The sequence below is a fragment of the Clostridium sp. UBA5988 genome, from assembly GCF_002435615.1.
Lineage (GTDB): Bacteria > Bacillota > Clostridia > Clostridiales > Clostridiaceae > Clostridium_J > Clostridium_J sulfidigenes.
On record NZ_DJBA01000033.1, the window covers coordinates 109,815 to 135,011 of the forward strand.

The 25,197-nt window shown below is 29.4% G+C and carries 26 protein-coding genes, 1 tRNA gene and 1 riboswitch; of the genes, 18 read left to right on the forward strand and 9 right to left on the reverse strand.

Annotated elements, in window-relative coordinates; genetic code table 11:
- Positions 1–32: 32 nt before the first annotated feature.
- The 8 genes from B3J31_RS09385 (at position 33) to B3J31_RS09420 (ending at position 8,088) form a co-directional block, all read left to right on the forward strand.
- Positions 33–1,631, forward strand: coding sequence for an acetaldehyde dehydrogenase (acetylating) (locus B3J31_RS09385; protein ID WP_150843644.1), 1,599 nt, complete (start codon positions 33–35; stop codon positions 1,629–1,631).
- Positions 1,631–2,281 carry a phosphate propanoyltransferase gene (locus B3J31_RS09390; RefSeq protein ID WP_346867492.1) on the forward strand — a complete coding sequence of 217 codons (651 nt, stop codon included), beginning with the start codon at positions 1,631–1,633 and terminating at the stop codon, positions 2,279–2,281. The genes B3J31_RS09385 and B3J31_RS09390 overlap by 1 nt, the downstream gene beginning before the upstream one ends.
- Before the next feature lie 71 nt (positions 2,282–2,352).
- A complete protein-coding gene (gene eutM / locus B3J31_RS09395; RefSeq protein WP_003358305.1) occupies positions 2,353–2,643 on the forward strand; it encodes an ethanolamine utilization microcompartment protein EutM in 291 nt (96 codons plus the stop codon).
- 285 nt (positions 2,644–2,928) lie between these two features.
- Positions 2,929–3,492 (forward strand): HD domain-containing protein, encoded by a 564-nt coding sequence (locus B3J31_RS09400; RefSeq protein WP_346867493.1) that lies wholly within the window; start codon positions 2,929–2,931, stop codon positions 3,490–3,492.
- A gap of 228 nt (positions 3,493–3,720) precedes the next feature.
- Positions 3,721–4,497, forward strand: coding sequence for an HAD family hydrolase (locus tag B3J31_RS09405; RefSeq protein WP_346867494.1), 777 nt, complete (start codon positions 3,721–3,723; stop codon positions 4,495–4,497).
- Between the two features lie 26 nt (positions 4,498–4,523).
- Positions 4,524–5,849 (forward strand): erythromycin esterase family protein, encoded by a 1,326-nt coding sequence (locus B3J31_RS09410; RefSeq protein ID WP_346873956.1) that lies wholly within the window; start codon positions 4,524–4,526, stop codon positions 5,847–5,849.
- Between the two features lie 27 nt (positions 5,850–5,876).
- Positions 5,877–7,187 (forward strand): erythromycin esterase family protein, encoded by a 1,311-nt coding sequence (locus B3J31_RS09415; protein ID WP_346867150.1) that lies wholly within the window; start codon positions 5,877–5,879, stop codon positions 7,185–7,187.
- A 146-nt stretch (positions 7,188–7,333) separates the two neighbouring features.
- Positions 7,334–7,524: riboswitch (cobalamin riboswitch) on the forward strand.
- Positions 7,525–7,662: 138 nt separating this feature from the next.
- Entirely contained in the window at positions 7,663–8,088 is a 426-nt protein-coding gene (locus B3J31_RS09420) for a hypothetical protein (RefSeq protein WP_346867151.1), read from the forward strand.
- 54 nt (positions 8,089–8,142) lie between these two features.
- Here the strand turns inward: B3J31_RS09420 and B3J31_RS09425 are convergent, their stop codons facing one another.
- Complete coding sequence (locus B3J31_RS09425) at positions 8,143–9,036, reverse strand: DUF1002 domain-containing protein (protein ID WP_346867152.1); 894 nt, start codon at positions 9,034–9,036, stop codon at positions 8,143–8,145.
- Between the two features lie 236 nt (positions 9,037–9,272).
- On the opposite strand from B3J31_RS09425, the gene pepV reads away from it, so the two are divergent.
- Both pepV and B3J31_RS17010 read left to right on the forward strand, forming a co-directional pair.
- A complete protein-coding gene (gene pepV, locus B3J31_RS09430; protein WP_346867153.1) occupies positions 9,273–10,676 on the forward strand; it encodes a dipeptidase PepV in 1,404 nt (467 codons plus the stop codon).
- Between the two features lie 457 nt (positions 10,677–11,133).
- On the forward strand, positions 11,134–11,436 hold the full coding sequence (locus tag B3J31_RS17010; protein ID WP_167403053.1) for a TIGR04104 family putative zinc finger protein: 303 nt from the start codon (positions 11,134–11,136) through the stop codon (positions 11,434–11,436).
- 439 nt (positions 11,437–11,875) lie between these two features.
- Here B3J31_RS17010 and B3J31_RS09435 read toward each other — a convergent pair whose 3' ends face one another.
- On the reverse strand, positions 11,876–12,262 hold the full coding sequence (locus B3J31_RS09435; protein ID WP_346867169.1) for a YmaF family protein: 387 nt from the start codon (positions 12,260–12,262) through the stop codon (positions 11,876–11,878).
- Between the two features lie 363 nt (positions 12,263–12,625).
- On the opposite strand from B3J31_RS09435, the gene B3J31_RS09440 reads away from it, so the two are divergent.
- Positions 12,626–13,867: a hemolysin family protein gene (locus tag B3J31_RS09440; protein ID WP_346867154.1), complete on the forward strand. Its 1,242-nt coding sequence runs from the start codon at positions 12,626–12,628 to the stop codon at positions 13,865–13,867.
- Between the two features lie 91 nt (positions 13,868–13,958).
- On the opposite strand, the gene B3J31_RS09445 is transcribed toward B3J31_RS09440, so the two are convergent.
- Positions 13,959–14,639: a lysoplasmalogenase family protein gene (locus B3J31_RS09445; RefSeq protein ID WP_150844610.1), complete on the reverse strand. Its 681-nt coding sequence runs from the start codon at positions 14,637–14,639 to the stop codon at positions 13,959–13,961.
- Between the two features lie 340 nt (positions 14,640–14,979).
- Positions 14,980–15,423: a hypothetical protein gene (locus B3J31_RS09450; protein WP_035132539.1), complete on the reverse strand. Its 444-nt coding sequence runs from the start codon at positions 15,421–15,423 to the stop codon at positions 14,980–14,982.
- A gap of 141 nt (positions 15,424–15,564) precedes the next feature.
- Here B3J31_RS09450 and ybaK point away from each other — a divergent pair, with 141 nt between their 5' ends.
- Positions 15,565–16,041, forward strand: coding sequence for a Cys-tRNA(Pro) deacylase (gene ybaK / locus B3J31_RS09455; RefSeq protein ID WP_346867155.1), 477 nt, complete (start codon positions 15,565–15,567; stop codon positions 16,039–16,041).
- A gap of 69 nt (positions 16,042–16,110) precedes the next feature.
- Here ybaK and B3J31_RS09460 read toward each other — a convergent pair whose 3' ends face one another.
- On the reverse strand, positions 16,111–16,764 hold the full coding sequence (locus tag B3J31_RS09460) for an HAD family phosphatase (protein ID WP_346867156.1): 654 nt from the start codon (positions 16,762–16,764) through the stop codon (positions 16,111–16,113).
- Positions 16,765–16,927: 163 nt separating this feature from the next.
- Here B3J31_RS09460 and B3J31_RS09465 point away from each other — a divergent pair, with 163 nt between their 5' ends.
- A complete protein-coding gene (locus B3J31_RS09465; protein WP_346867157.1) occupies positions 16,928–17,344 on the forward strand; it encodes a hypothetical protein in 417 nt (138 codons plus the stop codon).
- 151 nt (positions 17,345–17,495) lie between these two features.
- On the opposite strand, the gene B3J31_RS09470 is transcribed toward B3J31_RS09465, so the two are convergent.
- A tRNA-Pro gene (locus B3J31_RS09470) sits at positions 17,496–17,571 on the reverse strand.
- A 212-nt stretch (positions 17,572–17,783) separates the two neighbouring features.
- Here B3J31_RS09470 and B3J31_RS09475 point away from each other — a divergent pair.
- Both B3J31_RS09475 and B3J31_RS09480 read left to right on the forward strand, forming a co-directional pair.
- Positions 17,784–18,209 carry a hypothetical protein gene (locus B3J31_RS09475; RefSeq protein ID WP_346867158.1) on the forward strand — a complete coding sequence of 142 codons (426 nt, stop codon included), beginning with the start codon at positions 17,784–17,786 and terminating at the stop codon, positions 18,207–18,209.
- 80 nt (positions 18,210–18,289) lie between these two features.
- Positions 18,290–19,525 (forward strand): glycoside hydrolase family 10 protein, encoded by a 1,236-nt coding sequence (locus B3J31_RS09480; protein WP_346867159.1) that lies wholly within the window; start codon positions 18,290–18,292, stop codon positions 19,523–19,525.
- A 16-nt stretch (positions 19,526–19,541) separates the two neighbouring features.
- Here B3J31_RS09480 and B3J31_RS09485 read toward each other — a convergent pair whose 3' ends face one another.
- Both B3J31_RS09485 and murC read right to left on the reverse strand, forming a co-directional pair.
- Positions 19,542–20,468, reverse strand: a complete 927-nt coding sequence (locus B3J31_RS09485) for a PhzF family phenazine biosynthesis isomerase (protein ID WP_150844617.1) — start codon at positions 20,466–20,468, stop codon at positions 19,542–19,544.
- A gap of 77 nt (positions 20,469–20,545) precedes the next feature.
- Positions 20,546–21,922, reverse strand: coding sequence for a UDP-N-acetylmuramate--L-alanine ligase (murC, locus tag B3J31_RS09490; RefSeq protein WP_346867160.1), 1,377 nt, complete (start codon positions 21,920–21,922; stop codon positions 20,546–20,548).
- Between the two features lie 434 nt (positions 21,923–22,356).
- On the opposite strand from murC, the gene B3J31_RS09495 reads away from it, so the two are divergent.
- A complete protein-coding gene (locus B3J31_RS09495) occupies positions 22,357–22,500 on the forward strand; it encodes a hypothetical protein (RefSeq protein ID WP_156964321.1) in 144 nt (47 codons plus the stop codon).
- A gap of 80 nt (positions 22,501–22,580) precedes the next feature.
- Here B3J31_RS09495 and hutG read toward each other — a convergent pair whose 3' ends face one another.
- Entirely contained in the window at positions 22,581–23,603 is a 1,023-nt protein-coding gene (hutG, locus tag B3J31_RS09500; RefSeq protein ID WP_150844619.1) for a formimidoylglutamase, read from the reverse strand.
- Between the two features lie 257 nt (positions 23,604–23,860).
- Between hutG and B3J31_RS09505 the strand changes: the two genes are divergently transcribed.
- A complete protein-coding gene (locus B3J31_RS09505; protein ID WP_150844620.1) occupies positions 23,861–24,094 on the forward strand; it encodes a hypothetical protein in 234 nt (77 codons plus the stop codon).
- A gap of 265 nt (positions 24,095–24,359) precedes the next feature.
- Positions 24,360–25,190, forward strand: a complete 831-nt coding sequence (purR, locus tag B3J31_RS09510; protein WP_035132520.1) for a pur operon repressor — start codon at positions 24,360–24,362, stop codon at positions 25,188–25,190.
- Positions 25,191–25,197: the final 7 nt, after the last annotated feature.

Consider the following 25,197-nt stretch of genomic DNA (forward strand, 5'->3'; position numbering starts at 1 on the left):
ATTGTAAGGTTTACGAAAGGAAGTAATGACCAATGGAGAACTTTGATAAAGATTTACGTTCAATACAAGAAGCGAGAGATCTTGCTAGACTTGGAAAGGTAGCAGCTAATAAAATTGCTGATTATACTGAAGAGCAAATCGATAAAATTTTACGTAACATGGTTAGAGTTGCAGAAGAAAATGCAGTTTGTTTAGCACAAATGGCAGTTGAAGAAACTGGTTTTGGTAAAGTTGAAGATAAAACTTTTAAAAACCATTTAGCAGCTACTATACTATATGAATCAATTAAAGATATGAAAACTATCGATATAATTAGAGAAGATGAGGTAAACAAGCTAATAGAGATTGCTGAGCCAGTTGGTTTAGTTATGGGTATAGTACCTTCAACAAACCCAACTTCTACTGCTATTTTTAAAGCTATGATTTCAATTAAATCTCGTAATGCTATAGTATTCTCACCACACCCATCTGCTGCAAAATGTACAATTAAAGCAGCTCAATTAATGCACGATGCAGCTGTTGAAGCTGGTGCACCAGAGAATGTTATAACATGTGTAACTTCACCTTCAATTGGAGCTACAAATGAGTTAATGAAAAGCAAAGAAGTTGCTATAATAATAGCTACAGGTGGTCCAGGAATGGTTAAAGCTGCTTACAGTGCAGGAAAACCAGCTCTAGGTGTTGGTGCAGGAAACTCTCCAGCATACATAGAAAAAACTGCCAACATAGAACAGGCTGTTAGAAATATTATGGCAAGTAAAACTTTTGATAATGGTACAATCTGTGCATCAGAACAATCAATAATCTGTGAAGAATGTAATGAAGCTGCAGTTATTCAAGAGTTCAAAAAGCATGGTGGATACTTCATGACTAAAGAAGAAACTGATAAGGTTTGTAAATTATTATTCAAAAATGGACATGCAATGAATGCTAAATTTGTAGGAAGAAGTCCACAAGTTATTGCAAGTGCTGCAGGAATTGAAATTCCTCAAGGAACTAAAGTACTTATAGGAAGACAAAACGGAGTAGGTGAAGGTAATCCATTATCATTTGAAAAACTTACAACAGTTCTTGGATTCTATACAGTAAAAGATTGTTACCAAGCATGTGATTTAAGTATTGAATTACTTCAAAATGGAATTGGTCACACAATGAGTATCCATACTGAAAATAAAGATATAGTTATGAAGTTTGCTAAAAAGCCAGCTTCTCGTATCCTTGTTAATACTGGTGGAACACAAGGTGGAACAGGTGCAAGCACAGGTCTTAATCCTTCATTCACTTTAGGTTGCGGTACATGGGGAGGAAGCTCAGTATCTGAAAATGTTACTCCTGAGCACCTTATAAACATTAAGAGAGTTGCTTATGGTTTAAAAGATTGCGCAACATTAGCATCTAATGACCCAACTTTCAACTGTATAAAAACTGCTGAGAATTGTCACAGCGTACAAAATCAACTTATGAATATGAGTCCAGCTCAAATTGCAGCAGCTGCAGCGGCTTTAAATAAAGATAACGCTTGCGTTAACAATACTAATACTTGCACTGAATGCAATACTGATAGCACAAAAAATGAAGAGATTTTAGATTTAGTTAATCAAATAGTTGCCGCTATGAAAGGGGCAAACTAATGGATAATTGTGAAGCAGTATTAAAACTTTTACTAGAAGCTGTGAAAAACGATGGACAAAAAACTGCATCTCAGGGAAATTCATCTGAGATTCCAGTAGGAGTTTCTAATAGACATGTACATCTTTCACAAAAGGATTTAGAGAGTCTTTTTGGTGCAGATTACAGTCTTACAAAACTTAAAGACTTATCTCAACCAGGTCAATATGCATGCAAGGAACTTGTAACAATTTGCGGACCAAAAGGTGCAATTGAGAAAGTTAGAATCCTTGGACCTGTAAGAAGTAAGACTCAGGTTGAAGTATTAAATGGAGATTGCATTAAACTTGGAGCAGCATCAAATGTAAGACTATCTGGAGATTTAAGCAGAACACCTGGAATTACATTAGTAGGACCAAAAGGTTCTGTTCAAATTGAAGAAGGCTTAGTAGTTGCACAAAGACATATTCACATGACACCTGAAGATGCTAAAAACTTAGGAGTTTGTGATGTAGATATAGTATGTATAAAATTTGACGATTTAAGAGGCGGAATATATAGTAATGTAGCTATTAGAGCTAATGATGCTTCAAAACTTGAATGTCATCTTGATATAGAAGAAGCTAATGCAATGGGCATTAACTCAAAATCAAAAATAACAATTGTAAAGTAAAAAAGTAACAAAATAAGTGGTTATAATTAAAAATTATAATATAAATAAAAGATATTTAGGAGGATTATAAAATGAAATACGATGCATTAGGAATGATAGAAACAAAAGGTTTAGTAGGATCAATTGAGGCAGCTGACGCTATGGTTAAAGCAGCTAACGTATATTTAATAGGTAAAGAATATGTTGGAGGCGGACTTGTAACTGTTATGGTTAGAGGAGATGTTGGAGCTGTTAAAGCTGCTACAGATGCTGGAGCTGCTGCTGCACAACGTGTTGGAGAATTAGTATCAGTTCACGTAATCCCACGTCCACATTCTGAGGTTGAAGTAATTCTTCCATCTTCTAAAGAAGTTGCAAAATAGGATTTTAATTACATTGTAAAAAATAAAAACGTCGCTAAAGATAATTTAGCGGCGTTTTCTTTTTTTGTTATTATATAATATTGAGATAATTTTAGAATAACTAGATAATTATGTATAAAATGTATTATAATTATTTTAATGAGCAGTAGAATTATATATAATTCATATTATCAAGAAGATAATTTAGATATTTTACAATTGTAGATAAGGTTAAGTAAATAGACTTTTGATAATTGAATAGTATTATATTTTAATAAATGAAATAGCTTGGTGAATGGAGGAAAAATGGAAAGGAATATAATTGAGAAGATAAAGGAAGATGTAAAAAGAAGATGTGAAAGTCCAAATAATTTTTTTGGTGTTGGAATTTATGAACATATTGAAAGCGTAGCGAATAATGCAGTTGAATTAGCTACACTATATAAAGCAGATGTTGAGGTATGTAAAATTGCAGGATGGTTGCATGATATAGCTTCAATCACAGATTATAAGTTATACGAAAATCATCATATTCATGGTGCAAATATGGCAGAGAAAATTTTAAAATCATATAATTATCCAACAGATAAAATTGAGTTAGTTAAATTATGTATATTAAATCACCGAGGAAGCGTATTAAAAGAAAAAACAACTAAGGAAGAAATATGTGTTGCTGATGCTGACGCTATTTCTCATTACGATACATTGCCATCACTATTTTATTTGGCATTTGTTCAAAGAAAACTGAATATTGATGATGGGTTGGAATTTGTTAAAAGCAAACTTGAAAGAAGCTATAATAAAATGTCTAGAGAGAGCAAAGAATATTATCAAGATAAAAGAAATATGATTCAAGCTATATTAAGATAATTAGTGTTGAGATGTATTATACATATTTAAATAAGGTAGTAAAAAACATGGAGGTCTTAATATGGAAATAGTAGAAATGAGAATTTCAAAATATCAGGATGTTTTTAAACTATGGACTTCTACCCCTGGAATGGGTTTTGGAGATCTATAGGATGGGAGAAAAGAGAGGATTTAAATTACTATAACTTAAGCATTAATAATGAAAATTAATTTAGTTGGGGGATTAATATGGAGAAGAAGATAAAATTGATTATAACTGATTTAGATCGAACCCTTTTAAGGACGGATAAAAGCATTTCTAACTATAGTTTAGATATTATAAAAAGATGTAAGGATCAGGGAATATATATTGCTATAGCTACTGCCCGTTCAGAGCAAGCTGCTGCAAATTATATTAAATTAATTAATCCTGATATTGTAATTTCTAATGGGGGAGCATTAGCAAAGTGCAAAGATGAAGTTATTTATAAATGTATGCTATCAGCACAGGCATCTGATTCCCTAATTAAAGATTGTGTGATGAGTTCAAATATTGGTGAAATAACTGTTGAAACTGAAAGTGGATATTATTCCAATAGTGAAGAGATAAATAAATTCGGTGAAGATTATACTCATGCTAAATATAATGATTATTCCAAGTCGCTAAAATGTATGACCTATAAAATAACTGTGGAGGTTTTCGAAAGTAAAGCTGCAGAGGAGCTAGCTTCTAAGTATCCACAATGTAGTTTTCTAACTTACGTTGGAGAAGATTGGTGTAGATTTGCTCATAGAGATGCCACAAAAATTAATGCAATTAATGAAATCGTTAAATATTTAAATATCAACCTAGAAGAGGTAGCTGCATTTGGTGATGATATTAATGACCTAGGAATGATAAAACATTGTGGACAAGGCATAGCAGTATCAAATGCAATTAAAGAAATTTTAGAATGTGCATCACATATTACAGGAAGTAATGATGAGGATGGTGTAGCAGCTTATATTAGAGAAAATTTCTTATAATAAAATCATTAAGGGGGTGCTTTAACATGAAAAAGAAACTAAAACGTATATCAATATGTTTAATCTCTATTCTTTGTTTAACAGCTTGTTCAAAGGTAAATGAAAATCCAGAAGTTAAAGCTTTGAAAAAAAGTGTGATACCAATAAGTACAGTGGAAGCTGGTAATGGCTTTAAAGATTTAATGCCACTTAAGGATATATTAAAAGATAAAAAGATAGTTGCCATGGGGGAAGCAACTCATGGCACTAGTGAATTCTTTAAGATGAAACATAGATTCTTTGAATTTTTAGTAGAAGAGATGGGCTATAGAGTCTTTGCTATGGAATGTGACGGGGGTGGTGGACAAGCCATAAATGATTATATTTTAAATGATAAAGGTAGCTTAGAAGAGGCTTTAGAAGCTACTAAATTTTCTGTATGGAGAACAGAAGAAGTAGAAGACATGATAAAGTGGATGAAGGAATATAATGATGATCCATCTCATAAAGAAAAAATTAAATTTTATGGATTTGATATGCAGGGGATAGTAGATACACTTCCTAAACTTAGTTATTATTTAGGGAGACTAGACAAAGAGCTACAGACTAAGGTAGAAGAAGATACTCTTAACACAATATATAGAAATGATATTAAAGCACTTACCAATGAACAACTTGATAGTATTCTATTAAATATAAATGAAGTTAAGAAAGATATGGAAAATTCAAAAGAAAAGTACTTAAATAACAACTTACAGAATGAGTATGAGTTAGCTATATGGAATCTGAACCTCATATCCCAATGTGCAGAATATAATATAGAAGTTAATAAAAATGATAATAAAATGGTACAATCGCCTATAGCAAACAATTTGAGAGATAAATATATGGCGGCCAATGTTAAATGGATACAGGAGTATGAAAGTAAATTAGGAAATGATAAGGTTATGCTATGGGCACATAATTTACATGTATCATCTATGGACGGCAATTTTAAATATATGGGTAAAAATTTAAAGGAAATGTATGGAGATAAGTATTATTCTATAGGATTTGAATTCTCTAGGGGAAGTTTTAATGCATCTAATGATATGTCTACTGGGACTATGACAAGATTTGATATAGATAATAATGGTCCTGAATATTTAGCATCAAAATTTGATAAAACTCAGATACCTATATCATTTTTAGATTTCAATTCAGCATCTGAGAATAAAGAGGTATCAAAAATATTATCAAACAATCAAACTTTTAGTCTTATCACTGCATTTTATGATGAGAGTATTCCAAAAAGCTTTCAATATATACCTAAAAATTTGTTTGATGGATTAATATATATAAAAGAAACTACAGAGTCTAAGCTCGTAGACTAAAATAATAGCTTAATGGGGGATATGAATATGAAAATGAAACTAAGACTTATATCAATTGTTTTATTATCCATTCTTTGTTTAACAGCTTGTTCAAAGGTAAATGAAAATCCAGAAGTAAAGGCTTTGAAAAAAAGTGTGATACCAATAAGTACAGTAGAAGCAGGGAATGGCTTTAAAGATTTAATGCCAATTAAGGAGATATTAAAAGATAAAAAGATAGTTGGCATGGGGGAAGCAACTCATGGCACTAGTGAATTCTTTAAGATGAAACATAGATTCTTTGAATTTTTAGTAGAGGAAATGGGCTATAGAGTCTTTGCTATGGAATGTGATGGTGGAGCTGGACAAGTTATAAATGACTATATTTTAAAAGGAGAAGGTAATATAGAGGATTCTTTACCTGCATTATATAGAACAGAGGAAATAAAAAACATGATAAAGTGGATGAAGGAATATAATGATGAACCATCGAATGAAAAAAAGATTAAATTCTATGGGATGGATATTTTTAATATAGTAGATACACTTCCTAAACTTAGTTATTATTTAGAAAAACTTGATAAAGAGCTACAGACTAAGGTGGAAGATACTCTTAACACAATATATAGAAACGATATTAAAGCACTTACCAATGAACAACTTGATAGTGTACTATTAAATATAAATGAAATTAAGAAAGATATGGAGAATACAAAAGAAAAGTACTTAAATAACAACTTACAGAATGAGTATGAGTTAGCTATATGGAATCTAAATCTTGTATCACAAAGTATAGAATATCGAATAGAAGTTAATAAAAGTGTAAATCACAAGGTTCAATCAGTTGCAGCAATTAATTTAAGAGATAAATATATGGCGGCCAATGTTAAATGGATACAAGATCATGAAAGTAAATTGGGAAATGATAAGGTTATGCTATGGGCGCACAATATACATGTATCATCTATGGATAATATGTATAGATATATGGGTAAAAATTTAAAGGAAATGTATGGAGATGAATATTATTCTATAGGCTTTGAATTCTCTAAAGGAAGCTTTAATGTATATAATGCTGTGTCTACTTGGTCTTTGACAAGATTAGATATAGATGCTAATGCTTCTGAATATTTAGCATACAAGTTTGATAAAACCCAGATACCTATATCATTTTTAGATTTCAATTCAGCATCCCAAAGTGAAAAAATAGCAGAAATGCTATCGAGGAATCAAACTTTTAATTTTGGTACTTCATATTATGATGAAGGTACTCAAAAGAGCTTTCAATATATACCTAAAAATTTATATGATGGATTAATATATATAAAAGAAACTACACCTTCAAAAATAAGAATATAATTACAAGTAACTAATTTAAATATAATATTCAGCAATAAACATTAAAATAACTACTAAAACTTCTAATTTGAAGGTAAAACAATGGTTAGGGCTATAATTGATGGTTTGACATGAAAATTAGAAGGGTATAATATAATATTAACAATTGAATATTATGGAAGATGGGTTCAGTTATATTTTCCTATAACTGATTAAAAGAGAAGCTGGGTGAAAATCCCACACGGTCCCGCCGCTGTAAGAGAGGAGTTTTCTTCTAAGATGCCACTGTTTTTTATGGGAAGGCAGAAGAAAATAATGATACTTGAGTCAGAACACCTGCCTATTTTTTACGCTATAATTCTACGAGAGATGGAAGGGTGTGATTTAATCTATGATAAATAAGATTTAAGACCTTTTAGTTTTAGTAGCTAAGAGGTTTTTTAATTTACCATTAATAAAGCAATAAATTTATGTTATTAATAAGGAGTGATTGTATATGAAAAGAGCACAATTTGATAAAGAAAGCTTATTACTAGTTACATCAGAAGTACCAAAGGTTTTAAAAAACTTAGATAATATTATAGATACAAACAATGAAAAAGTAGATTTTGCAGAAGGGAATTTTAAGGCAGAATTCACTAACTTTATAGAGCTTTTAGGTAAATATATGAGTAAATGCTTAGTAACTATAAGCGAGCCTTATAATGAAAATTTATATAGTGTAAGTATAGACAAATCAGTAGATGCTGGATTTTTACCACAAATATCATCTGAGTTTTATAACTATTTAAAAGGCTTTAAAAACTGTGAAGAAACTATAAAAAATGTATCCTATAAGGAACTATATAAATTCTACGTGGATAACCATGATAACATAAATAAATTATATGACCATATGATAGAGTTTACTAACAAATTATAAAAAATAAACCGTACCCTAAAAGGTGCGGTTTATTTTTATAATTAAATCTTTATTTTAGTTAAAAAGTGAACTGAAGAATTCGCTAATCCAGCTAAATAGTTTATCAAAGAATCCTGAATCCTTAAGTTCTTTTCCTATAGCTTCCATTTCATCTTTAAATTTAGATGCACTTTTGTCCAATGTATCCTTAAGTTTAGAATAATCTAAGTCTAGGTCATTTATATTAGACATTAATGTAACCATATTGTTTTGAATGGTAGCACTTATATCTACATCATATTTTTTTTCAACTTTTTCAATAATTTCTTTAATTTCCTCTTCGCTAGAAGGCTTGTCTTTTATAACAGCTGTTTTAACTTCGTTGATAATTGCAGAAGCTTCTGTATCCCCTATCTCTTCAGCTAAATCTAGGGATACATCTATTTCCTCTTGAGCTGCTTTTTTATTAGAGGTAGATAACTCACCACCCATTATATTCTCAGCACCAGCAAGGATTCCAGCAAGGGCTGATTCTCCAGTTACTTCAAAAGGTGCTGAGGCTGTAACCTCTGCATTCAATATTCCAGAAGTAATTAATGCATTTGCAAGCATATCATTAGTTACTAGTGTTAAGTTAGAAGAGTTTACTGTTACGCCATTTTCCTTTTGTAATAGCTTAACATAGGCACTAGAATACCATCCACCTGTAAAATTGGCTAATTCTTTTTCATCAAGACCAAATTGTTTTAGTGCCATTTTACTGTCTACATATATAGCTTCAATATTGTCTGGAGCTTTAAAGTACTTTCTTAATTGAGCTTCTTGACTATCACTTAAATCAGAACCAAAGCTTAGAATTTCACCACTTGGGTATTCACCATGAATATCTGCAAAAGCAGTTGTAGGTATAGATATACATGTTAAAATACCTATAGTCATAGCTAATTTTTTAAAAAATTTCTTTGACATGTTAAATTCTCCTTATACTTAAAATGTAAGTAATACTATCTAATAATAAAATCTAGATAGTTACTTTATATATCTTATTATATATATTATATTTTATATTTATAGGATATAGAATAAATATTAATAAATTTGTAAGAAATGAAAAAAGTGAATTAACTGTGACATCTATGGAAATAAAACAATTTTAGTATTAGAATGGAATTATAGTTAAATTTTAAAATAAAGGTGGGATTTGGATGTATAAAAATCAAATAGAGGAGTATTTTCACAATCATAAGGATGAAATGTTAAATGACATATGTGATTTAATAAGAATAAGAAGTGATAGATCAGAGGCTAAAGAAGATATGCCTTTTGGAGAGGGTCCAGCAAAGGCTCTTAAGGCTGCTTTAGAGCTAGCAGAAGGTATGGGATTTGAAACTACAAATTATGATAACTATGTAGGAGCTATTGATTTTAATGATAAAGAAAAGCAATTAGATATTTTAGCCCATCTAGATGTAGTACCGGTTAGTGATGATTGGACAGTTACAAAACCTTTTGAGCCAATAATAAAAGATGGTAAATTATATGGAAGAGGTTCAGCTGATGATAAGGGACCAGCATTAGCAGCTTTATATGCTTTAAAGGCTGTTAAAGATTTAAATATACCATTAAGTAAAAATGTTCGTCTTATATTAGGAACAGATGAGGAATGTGGAAGTTCTGATATAGCATATTACTATAAAAAAGAGAAAGAAGCACCTATGACTTTTTCACCTGATGCAGACTTTCCTGTTATAAATATTGAAAAGGGAGGACTACATAGTCCTTTTGAAAGTAAGTTTGAAGAAGATAACAATTTACCAAGAGTAGTTTCTATGACAAGTGGAGTTAAGGTTAATGTAGTTCCAGACACTGCAATTGCAGTTGTGGAAGGCTTCTCAGAGGAAGAAATAAATAAATATTGTATAGATGCAGCAAAAAGTACAAATTTAAAATTCACCTTTGATAAAGACGGTGAAAGCTGGGTTATTAAGGCTAAGGGAGCAGGAGCACATGCGTCTACTCCTGAAAATGGAAATAATGCTCTTACAGGAATGTTACAATTACTCACATCTATGCCATTTGTAAGTAGTGAAGGATTTAAGAAACTATGTGCTGTTAGCAAGTTATTCCCACATGGAGATTTTAAGGGGGAAGCTTGTGGTGTTAAGATGAGGGATGATCTATCTGGTGAATTGACTATAACTTTGAATATATTTAAATATACTACTTCAGAGTTAAGTGGAATATTTGATTGTAGAGCGCCACTTTGTGCAACTAATGAAAATGTGCGTGATGTTTTAAGAGACAATATGGCAAAGGATAATATAATCTTATCTAGCGATGATATGTTCCCAGCTCATCATGTCGATGAAAACTCTGAGTTTATACAAACTCTTTTGAAATGTTATGAAGAATATAGTGGACAAAAGGGTGAATGTATAGCCATAGGAGGAGGTACCTATGTTCACCATATTAATAATGGAGTAGCTTTTGGATGTACAATGCCAGGTACTGATAATAATTTACATGGTGATGATGAGTTTGCAGTAGTAGATGAACTTCTACTAAGTGCTAAAATATTTACTCAAGTAATTATTGATCTATGTAAATAATATTTTAATTTAATAAGCCTAGTTAGGATAAGTAGAATAATAATTTCATTTATCTTAGCTAGGCTATTTTATAGTAGTTAAATAGACAAGAAGAGTATTAAATATTATCCCTATTATAACAGGGATTTAACCATGTTATAAAACAGCAAAATCCCTGAAACCCGCATGAATAAAACAACTAGTTAACTAGTTATATAGTTTTATAGTTAAATAGGTTTATATGTAAATAGTTTCCTATATAAATATTTACATAGGAAACTATATCATTTAATTTGAGATATAACACTCTTCTAAAAATTAATTCTTCCAATATTGGTACACAAATTATAGACCACAGTATAATTTCAGCCCATTGGTTCAGTGTTCTCCATACAATTTCAGAAGGTTGCCAAGCTAAAGTAATTCCCATTCCTAAGAAGTATGGTATTAATATATTTTATGATTGGAGGTAATTCCATTGATATCTTGTAAAAATTGTACTAGTAAATTTAAGTATAAAAAAATTTTAAAATTATTATTTACGGACCAAAACAATTTGCTAAAATGTGAAAGTTGTGAAACTTTATATAGGATTTCAAGTCTGTATAGGTTTTTAATTGCTGTTTTTATAAGTTCGCCAATATTATTATTACTTTTAAATATATCATCTTTTGGGGAATGGATATATTTAAAAATATTTTTAATTTACACTATATATATTGTGTTAATAGTGTTATTAAGTCCTTTGTTTGTAATATTAAGAGAGGTAAATGAACGATGAGACATCATCGTTATAAAAACGCCGAACTAAAATTTAATTAAGAATATGAAATTTATCATCACTGAATATGCAGCTACGCATCTACATGATATGAAAAAAGTGGCATAAAAAGGCCTTAAATCTGTAGGCTTATTTAAGTGCACCTAAAAATAAACAACCGAAGGTTTTGGATGCTAAAACTCAACAAAACCTTCGGTTGTTTTTATTTGAAATAGCAAAAGGAGCATCGCTCCATAACTTAATTAGTTATTTTGCAACGCCCTTTTTTAATAAGTTTTGGGTTGTAATAAACTCTAGTTTCATTCCTTTAAAAGTACCTGGGGGGGACAAATTTAAAAAGGGAATCTTATGAAGCTAGAGTATGTATAGGTGATATTATTTTAACTACAACCCAGAATTTACTAGGCTGTAGTTATTCTATTTTAAATTACTTTATATATTATTTTTTATTTTGAAAAAAAGTTGGTGCTTCAATTAAGGTTGCAAAAATATATTCATGAGTATGATCATTGTCTCTACTTGTTCTTCCTTTTACAAAGTGAACATGCTTACCGTTACCAACATAAATAGCTGGTCCAGTAGTATCACAAATTTCATGGTAATGATTATAGAAATCAGTATTTGTTTCAAGTTTGTGAACGTGTGAGTTACGGTAAGGAATCGCTTCACCAGTTACACCAGCAAATCGATGGTTGTGAATATTGCTACAGTCTACACAACCAGATTTTGTAGAACCATTATATTCATGAACATGGGTTTGAACTTCATGTCTACAAGAATCATTAGAAGTATTGCTATTAGAATTATTACATTTATTGTGTTTTATATAGTCGTTACTGGCATCATATTCATAATTAGAATAGCTAGGATAATATTCATAATTCTCATAGTCTTCAAAAGCATCATTAAAATTATCATAGTTATTATACATATTACTCATTTATATTCCCCCTATGCCATAGCGGCATATTACATATTATGATTATTCTAATATATTGGTGACACCTTTATTATGATTTTTAAAAATATATTTTATTAAAAGATATATTTTTCTTATAAAACCTTTTAGATAATATTTTAGAGTGAAATGTAGCATAATTAAGATATATATTTTATTTCATTAATACTTTTAAAGTTTGATTTAATATCAATAGAAGTAGATATTAGTTAAGGGAGAGGAGGAGTAGATTTGAGTTCAATAATATATATACAGATTATAGGATTAATAATATTAATAATGCTATCTAGCTTTTTCTCTGCATCGGAAACTGCCTTAATGTCTATTAGCAAGATAAGAGTTAGACATATGGTAGAGGAAAACATAAAGGGAGCTAATAAAGTTAAGGTGTTAACGGATAATCCTAGTAGCTTATTAGCATCAATTTTAGTTGGGAATAATATTGTAAATATAGCATCATCTTCTTTAGCAACGGTTTTAGCTATTAATCTTATTGGAAGTAGAGGTGTGGCTATAAGCACTATAATAATGACTATAATAGTACTTATTTTTGGTGAGATTACCCCAAAAACTTTAGCTTCACAAAATTCAGAGCAGGTATCACTAAGAGTTGCAAGTCCAATATTTATTGTAAGTAAGATATTTAAACCAATAGTTATCATAACAACTACAATATCAAGTTTCTTTATAAAATTATTTGGAGGGAAAAGTGATAGTAATAAACCATTTATAACAGAAGATGAATTAAAAACCATGGTAGACGTTAGTGAAGAGGAAGGTATACTAATGTCAGAAGAAAAGGATATGATTCACAATGTATTTCAATTTGGAGATCTTTATGCAAAGGATGTTATGGTTCAAAGGGTAGACATAATAGCTTTAGATATAGAGGAGAGTTTAGATAAGATTATTTCAGTTATAAAGGAAGAGGGGTTTTCAAGGATACCTATATATTCAGATACCATAGATAATGTTGTAGGTATATTAAATGTTAAAGATATTATATTTATGGAAGATACTAAGGAATTTAGTTTGAATAACTATATGAGAGAAATAACTTATACCTACGAATTCAGAAAAGTTACAGAGCTTTTTAAAGATATGAATAAAAATAGGCAGCATATGGTAGTAGTACTTGATGAATATGGTGGAACCGTTGGGATTGTAACTATTGAAGATTTAATAGAGGAGATAGTTGGAGATATAAGTGATGAATATGATGATGAAGAACCAGAAATATATGTGGTAAAGGAAGATGAGTATATAGTTGGAGGAAGTGTTAGAATAGAGGATATAAATGAACTTATAGGAACAAAAATTGAGTCCGAGGAATTTGACTCCATAGGTGGATTTATAATAGGTGTGCTAGGAAGGTTTCCTAATATAAGCGAAGAAATAATTTATAGTAATTATAGATTTATAATTGAAGATATAGATCGTAATAGGATAAAGAAAATTAGAATATATACATAGGTAGGAGTAAATAAAGAATAGATATTAATAAAACATTACTAATATCTATCTTTTTATTTATAAAATTTATAGTACTTGTGTTGTAAAACTGTTATAGAGCTAAACTAAGAGCTATAAGACCTTGTCCTACATAGTAACATAACAAGTTCAATGCTGTCATGTAAGATGGTGATTTTTTATGAAAATATATAAAGCATAAAATTAAATCAGATAAAAAGAAGAGACATGCACCTATAATTATAAGTATAGTACTTAAAAAGTTTTCATGGATTAAGGGAGTTAATGACAATGCCCTTGTAACCATAAAACTAATTATAATTGAATAAGTAACAACTAGTTTATAGGCTCCCTTAAAATCAAAACCTTTTATTAGATTTAAAAATAGAATAGAGATTATTGAAATTAGTATAAATAATAGAACATGCCAAATTAGCACTGGTGTAAGAGTAGCAAAGGCTAAAGAAAAGAATATATGAGCAATAGAAAAACTAATTAATCCATATACAAACATTTTGCTTACTTCATCATCTTCATTAGTATTAAAGGCAAGGAATACATCTCCAATTAAAGATGTTATTAATGCGAAAAGTATAAAGATGAAATATTGGGTATTGAAGTAAAGAATTTTATAGCTAGATACGCATATAGCAATAAATAATAGACTAGTAATAGTCTTAACTATAGGCATTTTATAGCCATGAGGATGATAATTAAAGTATATTAGAAATCCTAGTGATATTAGCATAAATATAAAAAATGTAAGTGATAACATACTTAACCCTCCTTCAATAAAATATAAGTAATAAAATTATTATAGCATATGTTACATATAAGTAAAACAATGGAAAAGAAAATGTTTTATTAATAGATAAATATTATTTAATTAAAATGTATTGATTTTTATAGCTTATAAGGAAAGAAAGTTAGAACATGATATAGAAAGAGGTTCTAAAAAAGCACTTAAAAAAATTAAAAAGGAATCCCAAAAGGGAATTATAGATAATAGCTAGTATTAATATAGGTATATAATAAATGGCGGAGGATATCCTTCGCCATTTATTATAAGATTTTAATGTAGGTATTAACGTATTTAATTATTTTTAGATAAAGCCTTAATTTTTTATAATATGGGTTTCTATAATTTGAAGTTCTTTAATCAATTCTTGTCTAACAAAACCTTTTGTGTTTACTGAGTCAGAAGTTATAACTCGCACCTCGTACCATAAGGTTTCTAAAGCTTCAACTGCATCAAGAATTGCTACCCTTGAGTTAGATGGGATGGAGCGGAGTATAGGACTATTACTGAGAGGTGAAATATAAAGAGAGCACCTCTTTATTGTTTCGCCAGTATTAAATCTAATAGGCCTAGAGTAAACTTTTAGAGTTTCATTTGGCTTATTAATAGTGTTTAATTGAGATGTTAAACTATTATTTTGTTTTGTAAGAACTCTTACTTGAATATTTTGTTTGTTATATTTATCATTTAAAAGATAATATAAAATTCCTAATCCACCAGAGGTAAGAAGTAGGACATAAATGAAAAAAGTTTTTATCACGAATATACCTCCATAAAAGAGCTTGCTAGTATAAATATATTCCTTTTATTTATGAAATAGACTTAGTAAAATTAATAAGTAATATTAATAAAACTAGTAAAAGTTTAGTGATATAATTCTATGTGAGGAGTTGATGAATAAATGGCTAATACTAAAACTAATGTGATGAGGATACTAGATAATAGTAATATAAATTATAATATATATACATATGAGGTTAAGGATAGTGCTGTAGATGGAATATCAGTAGCTAATAAACTAGGAGTAGCAGTAGAAAAGGTATTTAAAACTCTTGTTACAAAAGGCCATAGTGGAGATTTTTATGTATTTGTAGTTCCTGTGGCAAAGGAACTGAATCTTAAGGCGGCAGCAAAGCGTGTTGGAGAAAAGTCGGTGGAAATGATAAAAGTTAGTGATATGCTTAAGATAACGGGATATATTAGAGGAGGATGCTCCCCTATAGGTATGAAGAAAAATTATAATACTGTAATTGATGATTCATCCCTGAATTTAGATAAAATCATTGTAAGCGGTGGTAAAATTGGATTTCAAGTAGAAATATCACCAAAGGATTTAATTCAGCTGATAAATGCTGAAACTAGCCCCATTGTGAATTAAAATATACATAAAAGAAATAAAGGTTGTCCTAGAAGATAATTTAATTCTTACTAAGACTACCTTTAATTATTATATAGCTAAAGAAAAACTAATATAATCTAATATAAAATCATCAGCTAAAGCTTTCATATCATTGTGTTGATCTAAAGAATGTTCATCATATACGCCTATAACCTTCATACCAGCTTTTTTAGCACCTTGTATGGCTGGAAGTAAGTCTTCAAAAACCATGCACTTATCTGGAGAAACGCCTAATTTATTGGCTGTTAGAAGATATACATCTGGAAAATCTTTTCCCCTTTTTACCTCATTAGTTAAGGTTATTGTATCAAAATATTCATATATTCCATTAGCTTTTAAGCAAGCTTCTAAAAGCAAAGTGTTATTGCTAGTAGCCAATGCAATTTTTATATTATTTTCTTTAAGTAGGTTAAAAAATTCTTTAACACCAGGTTTTAGTTTCACTTTATTACAATAAGCTTCATAAGCCATGTCATTCCAATGATCTTTAATTTCTTCTAAGGTATAGGGTAAATTAAAGGAATTCTTAAAGTAAATAGCTACTTCATTAAAGCTAAGATGAGCAATATCATTATTTAATGATGGAGGCACATCTAAATTATGTTTAGCTAGGTATTCTGTATCAATTTTATTCCATACCCACATAGAATCAACTATAGTACCATCCATATCAAAAATTGCAGCGTCTATATTTTTAAACATATATTATCACCCCCGCATATTAACATAACAAATAAAACTTTTAATGTAAAGTGTAATGAATACAATCTGAAAACTCTCTCTTACTACTAATAAAAAATAATAAAAAAGAATGTAATAAAATTAAAAACATATAATGTATTAGTAAAATATAAGGGGGAAAACTATGGATCTCTTAGGTAAGTTTTGGGGTATTATTTCGGTAATATTTACTTTAGGAGCATTGTCAAGAGTAGTATCTTTAGGGTTTTATAATAAGTTTATTAGAGGATTATCAAAGAAAAAACATAGAGAAATAATAAATAAAACTATTAACATAAATAGTATTTTAGAAGAAAACCATGGGGTGTTTGGAGTGGGTGCATTTATTTCTTGTATAATTCATATGTTGATAATGAATTATAAGGAAAGTTTTTCTTTTTGGGGGTTTGCAACCTTTGTATGTGTTTTAATAATGGCAGCTACTGGAATTATAAATAAATTTATTTATAGAGATAAGAGGGGCCAAATAAGAAAATTTCATACAACTATAATATTAATATATATTGTTTCTTTAGTAATGCATATAATTTTCACCAAATGATATATTGTTAAGGAAAGGATGTTAATATGTATAATAAAAAAGATAGTGTTCTTGTAACAGATTTAGGGTTTAGTTACAAAATACTATCTTCCTATAGTAAATAAAAACATATACGATAAAATAAAAAGGAACATGACATTCATGTTCCTTTTGGTCGGGGTGACAGGGATTGAACCTGCGACCTCATGGTCCCAAACCACGCGCGCTCCCATCTGCGCCACACCCCGCCGACAAAAATTATTATATGACATATTTAATAGGTTGTCAACATATTTTATGCAAAAAGTTTTGCGATATTATATATTATTTTTTAAAGTGTAATAAAAGGTATTATAAAACCAGTATATTGTAAATAATAAAAGATGTTACTGAATGTAAAAAGTTTAATAGATATATTTACATAATATTATTGTCATTAAAAAATGGAGGAGTACAAAAGATGAAGGAATATAAGTTTAGTGAGGCTTCTAAAAGATATATGAGAAAACAATTGTCTAATAGTATACTTTTATCAAGTCTTTTACTGATAATTACAATAGGATTATTTATAAGGAACAATCTTTTTTATGGGAGATTTTTATTAGTGTTTTTTATAGTAGGACTAATAGTTACAGGTCTTGTTACTAAAAAAGTAAGAATCATTGATGAGCTTAAATATATAAAAGTATATAAAGATAAATTTTGTATTAATAATAATATGAATGAAAAACCAAAAACTCTTTATTTTAGAGATGTAAATAAAGCAATGAGGGATAATAAAGGGATTATATTTTATGTGGGGAAAAGAGATTATAGAATATTATCTAGTTTTTTAGAGCAAAGTGAAGTCGATGAACTTTGGAAGAAGTTTTCTAGGTATAAATAGATATATTTACTATAATTAAATTCTATAGATTAGATTATGAGCATAGGTATATATTATTCTTAAATTAAGGGGGAGCATAAATGAATAAAATGAATGTTGCTACTTTAGGAGTAATTATATTAGTTATTTTGGGATTAGTGTGGATTATATGTTTTGATAATATAGATAATAGTAGCCATAAAATAATTAATAAAAAAAGAGAAATAATAAATTATGATGAGATAAAGGGAATTTGGCTATCTTATTTAGATTTATCAGCTATGCTTAAAGGGAAAAATGAAAATGAATTTAGAAAAAATATATCACAAGCAATAGATAATGTAGAATCTATGGGGTTGAATACTTTAATTGTACAGGTAAGACCTTTTTCTGATGCCTTATATCAATCTAAATATTATCCATGGTCTATATATTGTTCTGGCATAGAAGGTAATGCTCCGGGCTATGATCCTCTTCAAGTTATTATAGAGGAAGCGCATTTAAGAAATTTAAGAGTAGAGGCTTGGATTAATCCCTATAGAGTTAGAAGTGATAGTGTTAAGTTGCCGCTGTCTTCAGAGAATCCTGCTAGTAAATGGGTAAAGGATGGTAGTGATAATATAATAAAATGTAATGGTGGAATATATTATAATCCTGGCAAAGAAGAAGTTAGGCAACTTATAGTAAATGGAGTAAAAGAAATAGTGGAGAACTATGAAGTTGATGGAATACATTTTGATGATTATTTTTATCCATCTAGTGATGTGTCTATAGATAGTAAAGCTTATGGTCAGTATACAAGTTCAGGAGGAGAGTTAGATTTAGAGAGTTGGAGACGTGAAAATATTAATATTCTTGTAAGACAGGTTTATTCAATTGTTAAAGAGATAAGCCCAGAGGTAGTCTTTGGAATAAGTCCACAAGGCTCTATGGATAATAACTATAATAGCCAATTTATTGATGTGAAGAAGTGGGTTCAAAACCCTGGATACATTGATTATATTTGCCCACAAATATATTATGGCTTTTTAAATGATAATAGCAATTTTCAACAAGTTATTGAAGAGTTTGATAGTCTTGTTACTGAATCTACAGTAAATTTATATATAGGGTTATCTGTATATAAAGTTGGTAGTGAAGATACTTGGGCAGGTAGTGGAAAGGATGAGTGGATAAATAGTACAGATATATTAAAAAGACAGGTGGAAGCTTCAAGAAAGTTAAAAAAGTACAAAGGAATATTACTATTTAGGTATGATTCTTTGTTTAATCCATCATCAAATGTAAAAAGTCAGATACAACAGGAGAGAGGAAATTTAAAATCTTTATTTAAGTAAAAAAAGAAAGGGGTGACTATTTATAAGTCACCTCTATAGTTTTTTCTATACTTCCTATGCCACCAACTTTTATTAAATAGTCATTATGAATAGCTTCACCCGTGCAGATAATTTCACTTGGATTATTCATGTAATAACCTTGTTCGCAACATATGGTTAGTTTATCTTTAAAATCAAGTATGTTATGTTTCATTATGTACGCACATAATGCCCCATTAGATGTGCCCGTAGCACTTTCTTCATCGATACCTACACTAGGACCGAAGTTTCTAGTTGCAACAGTGCTTTTAGAATTTTCAGTTTCTAAAGAGAAGGCATGAAGACCTACTAAATTTAAGTTATCTGTGTATTCTTTTAGGCCTTGAAAATCTGGGTTTATTCTTTTTAGAACATTTAGAGATTTAACTGGGAACATTATATCTTTAAGCCCTGTAGAAATTATCATAGGTTTTAGTGTATGACCTTGGATTCCAGCATCTTCTAAGGTTATTCCTAATATATCACAAAGTTCTTTTACATCATCAATATATGAATAGAACTTAGGATTAGTTTGAGTCATAAGCACATAGGCAATTTTTTCATTATCAAAATAAATTTCTATATCTAAAGTACCGGCAAGAGTTTTTTGTTTTAATTTTACTGGACTTGTACTTGGTTTGATAAAGCCTAATTTAGCTAAGGTATAGAAAGTAGCGATGGTAGCATGACCACATAAATCAACTTCTGTTGAAGGGGTAAAAAATCTAACCTCATAGTCATAATCGTCACATTTTGATTTTATCACAAAGGCAGTTTCAGAAAGGTTTACTTCTTTTGCTATAGCTGCCATGTCATTAGAGGATAAGTCATCACAATCAATAACTACACCAGCCTTGTTTCCACCCATATCATTGTGAGTAAAGGCATTAACTATGTACACAGTTTTATTAAAGTTTGAATTCATTTCGTCACCTCGTTTATATATTAAAAATATAGCTATCTCAATTAAAGGATAGCTATATTAATTGGTATAAGATAAAATTAATTAGATAGATACATTTCACCAACAACATTTATATCTCCAGCACCTAGGGTAATAATAAGATCACCATCTTTGGCCTTTGATTGTAAGTGATTAACTATTTCTTCAAAGCTATGATAGTTTATTGCATCAACTCCTGTAAGTCTTATTGCATCGCCTAGTTTTACTGAATTAACAATTCCAGTATCTTTTTCACGAGCAGCGTATATATCTGCTAATAATAAATGCTTTACTCCATTGAAGGTTTTTACAAAGTCATCAAAAAGAGTTATAGTTCGAGTGTAGGTATGAGGTTGAAATACCACGTATAAATCTTTATGAGGATAATTTTTACAAGCATTAAGAGTAGCTTGAATTTCTGTTGGATGATGAGCATAGTCATCTATTACAGTAACACCATTTTTAGAACCTTTAAATTCAAATCTTCTATGAGTTCCTCCAAAGTTAGATAATCCTTTAATTATAGATTCATTAGAAATGTTAAGAGCTAAGGATGTACATATAGCAGCTAAAGAGTTAAGTACATTATGTTCTCCAGGCACATTTAACACTATAGAAAATAACATATGGTCATTTTTATATAAATCATAAGAACCGCAACCAAGAGAGTTATAAGTTATATTTTTAGCTTTATACTCACCATTATTTATTCCGTAAGTCATTACAGTACATTTATGATTATTTAATATATCAGAAACGTTACTATCATCACTATTGCATACAAGGAAACCATCCTCTGGTATGATATCTATAAATTTATTAAAAGTATCTTTTATGTGATTTATATCCTTATAAAAATCTAAATGGTCTGCATCTACATTTAATATAATTCCTATATAAGGATGAAATTTTAAGAAAGATCCTTTATACTCACAAGCTTCGGTAACAAAGTAATCACTATTTCCAGCAAGAACATTACCCTCTATAACATCTAATTCTCCACCTACTAATATGGTAGGATCCACTTGTGCTTCAATTACAATATGGGCAAGCATTGAAGTTGTGGTTGTTTTGCCATGAGTACCAGCAACAGCTACATTATATTTATGGCCAAGCATAATTCGGCCTAAGAATTCAGCTCTATCCATCATAGGAATCTTTAGTTCAATGGCCTTTTGAAACTCAGGATTATCCTCACTGATAGCAGCAGTGTATACTACTAAATCTGAATCTTGTATGTTATCTGCATTGTGTCCCATATATATATTTGCACCTTTATTTCTAAGTTTTTCAACCATATTTGAATTTTTCATATCTGAACCAGATACAGTATATCCGTTTTTAAGTAGAATCTCAGCAAGACCACTCATACTAATGCCACCAATTCCAATAAAGTGAACTTTTTTATTTTTATCTTGTAAAAAATCAAAACTCATATAATAACAACTCCTATATAAAATATAATACTACATTCATGAATTTATATATTAAAACATAGTTATAGATCAACCTAATAACCATTATATGTGTATAAAAATAAATGAATACCTAATATAAATTATATACAAAAATCTATATAAAAAACACATATATTTTAGAAAGCTTCGTAATTTATATATATATAGGAAAAATGAATTAAAATATCCGAAAAATTTAAAAGAAAATTCAGAAAAAGGCTTTTCGGATAGAAATAAATATGTTAAAATAAAAACAAAGTTAGAGATGGTTTTTAAGTATAATAACTAATTATATTTATTAAGTATCTAGGTGAGAATAATAGATATTTTCTAAGTGTATGTATATTTAATATCAATTACAATAACTACTAGATCATAAGGCTAGTAGAAATTTTCTGGAGGAGTGTGTTAAAATGTTAACAATTGGTCTGAGAGAATATGTAAATTGGCAACTAAATATTAATGGTGAAGAAGAGGATAAAATGCTCAATACTTGTGAAGAGAATGATATCATGGGTATGGAGTTTGAATATTTATTGTGGCAATTTAGCTTGTAAATTGCCAAATCTATTTTAAAGTCCCTATAATAATCGTAAAAAAGTCCTTAGCTTAAACTAAGGACTTTTTTATTATGTAATTATGTTAAAAAGTTGTGTTGTAAGTTTTGTAATTTGCAAAGAGTATTAACCATGGAGAAGATGATTACTCCAGCCAAGTTAGAAGTGATATTATCTTTATCAAATCTAGGTGCCACTTCACATATATCAAAGGTTATAACCCTATTTGATTTTAAAATGTGCTTAAGTAGTTTGATAACTATTTCAGGGTTTAGACCTAAGGTTTGTGTAGAACTAACCCCTGGTGCAAAAGAGGCAGAAAATACATCTGAGCAAATAGTTACATATATATAATCTTGATTTCTCATAAAGGTATTTAATTCTCTTAAAAGTTGCCAACCATCACTATATAGGATGTCTTTGGCGAGGGTGTATTGAACACCTAATTTTTTAGCGGTTTTAAATAGATCCACTGTATTGCTGTGTTGTTGTATCCCAATACAGAAATAGGAAAAATCCATATTTTTATCCTGACAAATATCAGAGATTTGTTTAAACATAGTTCCAGAACTTCCCTCGTTATTATACGGTCTAAGATCGAAGTGAGCATCAAAATTTATAATTCCGATTCTAGGTTTAGAAGATATTTTATCTAGATGAGATAGAACCCCATTATAGTTTCCAAAGGCTGTCTCATGTCCTCCTCCTAGAACTATAGGAAAAATATTTAAATCCAGTAACTTAGACACGCAGTCGCTTAAAAGCTTTTGCCCTTCACCAAGAGAAATGTCCTCAACTATGATATCTCCGGCATCAAAAATTTTTACCGATTGATTAAAAGTACAAGGTAGATTTGAAAGCTCTTTTCTGATGGATATAGGACCATTCATGGCACCTATACGACCTTTGTTTTTTTTAACACCTTCATGGCAGCAAAAGCCTAAAAGTGCAAAATTTAGTCCATCAAGAGGCTCAAGATCATCTCTTCGAAGATCAAGAGGTGTTATCCATTGATGCCATCTAAAGGCATCAAAATTATCGTCACTGTCTATTCTTCCTTGCCATAAGTTTTCGTTCATAGGTTCATAGTTTTTAATAAACATAAAATCACCCCACAAGTAACTTCTTAGTAGTATTATACGTTTTCAGTATAAGTCAAAGGAGAGATATTATCAATGTTATATGTAAAATAGTAGTTATATTTTATTTATTTTTGAATATACATATTTAAAGATAAAGAGATATGTATTGAATTAAAAGATATTGATAATAATTTTTAGTAATGAAATAAAAATAATATTGACAATTGAACGTATGTTCGATATCATATAAATATGAGAACAGATATGGGGGTTAAAGAATGGGAAACAAAGATTTATTCATTGAGTTAAAGTATAAGGCAGATGGGCAAGGACTTGAAGGTATAAATTTTTTAGAAGATGATAAAGAAATAGGTGGTCAGAAATACATGCTTTGTGGTGGAGTTTTAAATAAGAATGGAGGAAAACTTTTATTTAAAGCTAGAAATATACAAGAAGCTAATGAATTTACAAAAAGAAATCCTTTGACTTCGAAAATAGTGGTATGTAGCTGATAGACATTATAAATAATATTAAAATTAAAGGCTATTTCAAAATGAAGATTTATTTAATCTTTATTTTGAAGTAGCTTTTTTATTTACAATGAGGATATTTTTCGCTGATTAATCTGTGATTAACATAAAAGATGAATTTATATTGTTTTAAATAGTATATTAAAGAAAATAAAAAAAGTAATTGTAATATAGTAATAAAACATATAGAATAAAGGTGAATAATAAAGGCAAAAATAAAGATAAAATTCGGAAAGGTATAGTTTGTATGGAGAAAATTAAGCATAAATTTAATAGAAACCAAAGGGTTATTGGTATAACAAAAGTTTTAACAGAAAATCCTAATAAGGTTATAACTTTAAATTTATTTACAGAGAAGTTTAATGCAGCAAAATCTACTATTAGTGAAGATATAGTTATAGTTAGAGAAGTAATAGAAGGTTTATCCATGGGAAAGATAGAAACAGTAGCAGGTGCTGCAGGTGGAATAAGATTTATAAATGAAAAATCAAATGAAGATAGAAAACAGTTTTTAGAAGATTTGTGTGAAGCGCTAAGACAGCAATCTAGAGTTGTTCCGGGTAATTTTCTATATATAACAGATATAGCATATAATCCAAGTATTATTCAAAATTCAGCAATAATATTAGCTAGTAAATTTAAAGATATGAATGTGGATTATGTAGTTACAATAGAAACTAAAGGTATTCCATTAGGTTATGAGGTTGCAAAACAATTAGGAGTTCAGCTTGTTACAGTACGTCATGATACTAAGTATACAGAAGGCACTACAGTAAGCATAAATTATGCTTCTGGTTCAAGCAATAGACTTCAAACTATGACATTATCAACAAAGTCTATGAAGAGAAGTAGCAGATGTGTATTTGTAGATGACTTTATGAGAGGTGGAGGAACTGCAAAGGGAATTAAGGAGCTTTTAAGTGAATTTGACAGTGAATTATTAGGTAGTGGTTTTTTAATAGATAATGTAGAAGTTAAGGATAAGCTGGTAGATGATTATATTTCTTTAGTAAATTTTTATGGTATTGGAGAAGATGGAATTGCAATTGTTAGTCCATCTAGTGAAAAAAACGAATAAGTTACAA